The following is a 5,943-nucleotide window of genomic DNA, read 5'->3' as shown; positions in this document are numbered from 1 at the left end:
GTCAAATTTTTATTTGAGTTTTTTACTAACGAACATAAATTTGATTTCCCCAAAATACGTCAATATACTTACACAAAGAAAATCATTTAGGATTGCTTTAGATCTAGGAAATCATTTAGGATTGCTATATAATTGAATTGCTGTTGCCCCAATTTGCGTAGACTTAAGAATGAAAAATCAATAACTTGATGAATTGTCAGATCTAATAATAATGAAGAAATGCACTAGATTGCGTCTTTTATCAAAATTGATAGAAACTTCCCACTATTTTTGTTACTCCACTACACTACTTTACATTTAAATCCATGTTTTATTCGAGGTCAATCAAGTCAGAAATGAAGAGGTTTTATAACTCTCGATCGTCAAAAGACAAAAGAAGGTATGAAGCCATTGAGGCTCAAAAATTGGGATGGGTGGAATTGGGAATAAAAAATTAATAACTTAATTAAGTTTTTATTCCTAACCGACAACAACCGGATTATTTGGATTTTAATAACAGAAAATATCTGTACTTTTCCACGTCGCACAATGCGGTGGATGGCTTAGTTCTGCTTCTAATCTTGTTTCTCCCATGATAGCTTAAATAATTTTACTCACGTCTGTTTCTTTTGCGAACTGTACTCACATCTTTTGGAGGTATCAATAATCGAAATATTTGGTCAATACGTTAATTTATTACTAGAATAAATTAAAATATTTACAATTATTAAGACTGGAGACATTCGCTAATACAACCATTAATTAATGTAAATAATATGGCTAACATTTAACACAGCTATAAGATCATCTACCCTAAATATAAACATTTATGACAACTTCTCAGACTTGTGGTTACAAACAAATTGTTGCAAGCCTAGTTTTTTTTACTCTCATATATTTAATATGTAGACATATTTTTGAATTCTAAAAAGATGACTTTTAGTTTTAGTCTATTACCATTATTTTGATGGTAAAAACTCATTTAAACGTGCTATATACCATTGACATTGAACAGAGAATGGGGTAAAATTATTCTATGCGGGTATTGGCTGTCTCTTCCACCAACTGTGTAAGTCCTGACTGCGAGGAGTATAAGGGAGAGCTGCCAATCTAGAAAGCAACAAAAATTTTGAAAAATTTTGTTAAAAACCAATGCAGCCAGATTCTCAAAAATCCCTCTCTTTGCCTCTCGTATCAGTCATTATTCCTGCATACAACGCTGAGCCATTTATTGAAGAAACTTTGAAATCTGTTCTCGCTCAAACTTATCCAGCAATTGAAGTTTTAGTAGTCGATGACGGTTCCCAGGATCGAACCCCTGAAATTGTAGAAAAAATTGGCAAAAAAGATTCTCGCGTTCAGCTTCTGAAACAGCAAAATTCTGGAGTCGCTGTTGCTCGAAACTTAGGAATTGAGAAGTCGAGAGGAGAATTTATCGCCCCTATTGATGCCGATGATATTTGGTATCCTGAAAACATAGAAAAACAAGTTCAATGTATGTTGGAGGGAGGGGAAGAAGTCGGGGTGGTCTATTCGTGGACAGTGGATCTGGATGAAAAAGGATTGCTAACAGGAGGATTCCGGTCTTTTAGAATTGAAGGTGACGTGTACGCGACCCTAATTTGCCACAACTTTATAGGAAACGCGAGTGCTTCTATGATCCGTCGCAGTTGTTTGGAAAAGGTGGGGGTTTATGACAAGACATTGAAGGAAAGGAATGCTCAAGGCTGTGAAGACTGGGACTTGTACCTGCGGATAGCAGAGCTTTATCAATTTCGAGCCGTGCCGGAATTTTCAATTGGCTATCGCAGGATGTATAACACTATGTCTACCAACTATACGACAATGGCGAAGTCTCAATCTTTGATGCTGCAAGCTGCCAAGCAACGGCATCCCGAAATTCCCGATTTCCTGCACCGATTATCTACGAGTAATTTTTTGCTGTACTTAGCGAACCAAAGCAGCCGCAACGGCCGCGATCGCACCGCGCTCTTTTGGTTATTCCAAGCTTTAAAAACTGAGTGCATCTCACCCTTATTCCGTTCTGGCTTTTACAGAGTATTGGGAAAGAGCCTTTTCAACCTATTATCCCAGTCTTGGAAGCATCAGGATGCACCTGTGATAATAGAAAATACGCCATCCTCTGAGAACCAACCGATCGGCCGGGAGGTGTTGGTAGAGATCCGGCGCAAAAAGATCGAATTAATGGTAACGATAGGGAACATTTTTCACCGCTCAATTTCCTTCCTTGTCAAGCGAAATCAAGCAAATATTGACACGCTCCCTCAAGTGAACATTAGCGCCACGCCACCGACAAAGGCAGAGTTGTCTTAATGAAAAAAGAGATTAAGGCTATTAGAACTCTGCTACCCCTCCTCAAGCTTTACCCTTGGGCAATCCCGGCAATGATTTCCTTGGGTATGCTTGCTTCCCTTTCCGACGGCTTTGGCATTAGCTTATTCATTCCTTTTTTGCAAACTTTACAGCAAGAACAAGCTCAGGCTGTAACTGGCAATTCTTTCATTGATTCTCTGAACAAGATATTTGCTGGTGTTCCTGCTGGCTATCGCGTCTTAATCATCCCATTTTGTATTTTAGTCAGCATCCTGATCAAAAACCTGATTGTCTATAGTAATTCTCTGCTTTTTGCTTGGTTAAACTCGCGAATTAGCAACCGATTGCGCTGCAAAATTTTCAACCAAACTTTAAGCGTTAGCTACTCTTTCTTAGAGCGCAGCGAATCGGGAAAGATTATGAATATTTTGGCAACAGAGAGTTGGCAGACTAGCAAAGCTTTGAGTTTGTTTGTTAACTTGATTACGTGTGCTTGTACGATTACTGTCCTGGCGACGCTGTTACTGCTCATCTCTTGGCGACTCACCTTAATTATCAGTATAGCGCTCTTCCTCATCTCACAGTTCATCCAGTTTGTGACGCGCCGAGTCAAACATCTGGCACAGCAAGCCGTAGACGCCAATTCTCAGCTCGCTGTCCGAATGTGGGAGGGATTAGGGGGGATGAGAACCATCCGCTCGTTTGGACGGGAACCTTACGAGCAAGAACGCTTCGATCGCGCTTCCCTGCAGGTGCGAAACACCTTTTTGCAACTCGATATGCTGGGAGGGCTCATCAATCCGCTCTATGAAGTTTTTTCCGCACTCCTCCTGCTAGCAATTTTGGCGATCGCCCTCCTGCAAAACCAGTCAGCTATGCCAACGCTGCTGACTTTTTTATTCATCCTCTACCGCTTGCAACCGCAGGTGCAACAGCTAGATGTCGCGAGGCTAGGTTTAGTCTCTACCGCCAGTTCTGCTGAACTGGTGATGTCTTTTTTAGACACTTCTGATAAACCTTACATCCGCTCTGGTACCGTTCCCTTTGACAAGTTGAAGCAGGCTATCTATTTTGAGTCAGTTTCCTTAACTTACAATCCTGAAGATCGGCCGGCAATAGAGGATGTCTCCGTCGAGTTCAAACGCGGGCAAACGACTGCTTTAGTGGGGCCGTCGGGTGCGGGAAAATCTACGATCATCAGCCTTCTTTGCCGCTTTTACGAGCCAACGTCAGGCGCAATTTATGTTGACGACTGCTCATTAAAAGAACTGAATTTAATGGACTGGCGGAAAAGAATTGCGATTGTCAGCCAAGATGTCCACATCTTTAGCGGGACGGTGAGGGATAATATCGCTTACGGGCGTTTAGAAGCAACCGAGGCAGAAATTTTTGAGGCGGCAAAACTTGCCAATGCTCACGATTTTATCAGCCAACTGCCGGAAGGGTATGACACGAAAGTGGGCGATCGCGGCGTTCGCCTTTCTGGCGGACAAAGGCAGCGCATTGCCCTCGCTCGCGCCATTGTCCGCAACCCAGATATTCTAATTCTGGATGAAGCAACGAATGCTCTGGATAGTATTGCCGAAAACTTGATTCAGGAAGCGCTCAACACGCTCAGCCAGAACCGCACCGTTATTGTCATCGCTCACCGCTTATCGACGATTGAAAATGCGGATCAAATTATTGTGATGGAAAATGGCAGGGCGATCGAACAAGGCAACCTCCAATATTTGCTGAAACTCGACGGCCTCTTCGCCAAGCTTTATCACTTGCAACACCGCAACGTACAAAACTAAGAGTAAGTTGGTGAATTACTTATGCCTTATCCCATCCTTGACATTGAAGTGACCCAGCCCCTCCCAAATCTGAAAATTTCTGAGGAGGATACAGGAATTGCCTTAGTTGTGCGGCGCAAAGATAAAGCTGTTGGTTTGATCATGCAGCCTCTTCCTCCAAATAGCGTCCTTTCTCCTGAAGATTTAGCTAAAATGATTGAACGGGAGGTCGGCATTAAGTTACTTCAGGAAGCGATTAGAGAAGAGCTAACTCCTGCCAAAAATGGCGATCCCTTTCCGTCGCTGACAGTAGCAATTTGTACGAAAGATCGGCCGGAAAACCTGGCGCGGTGCCTGCAATATTTACTCAAGTTGCAAACACCTATTGCGGGTGAAAAGCTTGACTTTGAAGTGTTAGTAATTGATAATGCACCTTCTGATGAAAGAACCAAGGAATTGGTAGACTCTCTACCAGGAGTTCGCTATGCCAGGGAACCAAAACCCGGTTTAGACTTCGCTCGCAATCGCGCCCTGCAGGAAGCAACTGGCGAACTATTAGCCTTTCTTGACGATGATGTCACGCCCGATCGCCAATGGCTGAACGGCTTGATGGAAGCTTGGGCAGAAAATCCTGATGCTGGAGGTTTTACAGGGTTAGTTCTGCCTTATGAGTTAGTGACTGAAGCCCAAATTTTATTTGAAAGCAGGGGAGGCTTTCGACGCGGCTTTGAGAAAATTCGCTACGGTCAAATCTTGCCGTCTAATCCTTTATACCCCTGTGGAGCTGGCATATTTGGAGCTGGTTGCAATATGGCATTTCGTCGAGATGTTTTACTGAAATTAGGGGGATTTGATGATGCACTCGATACAGGTGCGCCCCTCCCCGGTGGTGGCGATTTAGATATTTTTTATCGAGTTGTTCGCGCTGGCTATCTCCTCGTCTATGAGCCGCGCTATCTGGTGTTTCACCAACACCGCCGGGAATATGAAAAATTGCGCCACCAGTATTGGACGTGGGGTTTAGGTTTTATGGCTTTTGTCGTAAAATCTTATCAGACCGATCCGAGCCAGCGCTCGAAATTGCGCTGGCTCGTCGGCTGGTGGTTTGCCGATCAGTTAAATCAGTTGCAAAAAAGTGTCAGAGGATGCCATGTATTACCTCCAACCATGATTCTAGCCGAGTTGTGGGGTGGTGTAGTTGGGCTGTTTGGGGAATACCCCCGCTCTTTAAAACGCATTGAAAAAATGCGACAGAAATTTGCCTAAAATAGTAGATTTTCTTCAGAAATCTGTTTCACTTTGAACACCGGAAACAACCGTTAAATATGAGTAAGCTTCCGCCCATTGATATCGTGATTTGTACTTATAACAATGCTCCCCTTTTAGACAAAGCTCTCTCAGCTCTTTCCCAACAAAAAGTGCCAGCAGAGCTAGATTGGAGGGTTTTAGTAGTTGACAATAATTGCACGGATAACACGCAGGAAGTTATCGAAAACTATCGTGTGTTGGTGGGAAAAATACCCCAGCTTTCCACAGTATCAGAAGCACAGCAAGGATTAACCTATGCCCGCCACTGTGGCGTTCAAAATACAAGGGCTGATTGGATTGCTTTCGTAGATGACGATTGCTTCCTGGCAGAAGATTGGGTGGAGCAAGCTGCTAAATTTGCAGCGGCTCATCCCGACTGCGGCGCTTTTGGCGGTAGAGTGATTTTAGATTGGGAAACTGTACCGCCTAAATATGTATTGAATTATGGGTACTCCTTTGCTCAACAAGAACAGGTAGTGCCCTGAAGGAAAGGATCGAGTAAGTTACTATTAGAGAGAAGTGTTTATCATAGTGTGATATGACAGTA

At 43.1% G+C, this 5,943-nt stretch carries 4 protein-coding genes; all 4 read left to right on the top strand.

Annotated elements, in window-relative coordinates; genetic code table 11:
* The first annotated feature begins 1,131 nt into the window (after positions 1-1,131).
* Genes QUA13_RS31085 through QUA13_RS31070 form a run of 4 tightly spaced genes read left to right on the top strand, consistent with a single transcriptional unit; the run spans position 1,132 to position 5,881 of the window.
* Positions 1,132-2,313 (top strand): glycosyltransferase family A protein, encoded by a 1,182-nt coding sequence (locus QUA13_RS31085; protein ID WP_333204776.1) that lies wholly within the window; start codon positions 1,132-1,134, stop codon positions 2,311-2,313.
* Positions 2,313-4,109 carry an ABC transporter ATP-binding protein gene (locus QUA13_RS31080; protein WP_333204774.1) on the top strand — a complete coding sequence of 599 codons (1,797 nt, stop codon included), beginning with the start codon at positions 2,313-2,315 and terminating at the stop codon, positions 4,107-4,109. Before QUA13_RS31085 ends, QUA13_RS31080 begins: the two co-directional genes overlap by 1 nt.
* Positions 4,110-4,130: 21 nt before the next feature.
* On the top strand, positions 4,131-5,354 hold the full coding sequence (locus QUA13_RS31075) for a glycosyltransferase (RefSeq protein WP_333204772.1): 1,224 nt from the start codon (positions 4,131-4,133) through the stop codon (positions 5,352-5,354).
* Positions 5,355-5,413: 59 nt separating this feature from the next.
* Positions 5,414-5,881 (top strand): glycosyltransferase, encoded by a 468-nt coding sequence (locus QUA13_RS31070; protein ID WP_333204770.1) that lies wholly within the window; start codon positions 5,414-5,416, stop codon positions 5,879-5,881.
* The last annotated feature ends 62 nt before the right edge of the window (positions 5,882-5,943 follow it).

The sequence above is a fragment of the Microcoleus sp. S28C3 genome (assembly GCF_036700785.1).
GTDB lineage: Bacteria > Cyanobacteriota > Cyanobacteriia > Cyanobacteriales > Microcoleaceae > Microcoleus > Microcoleus asticus.
This window is presented reverse-complemented; position numbering and strand designations above follow the sequence as displayed.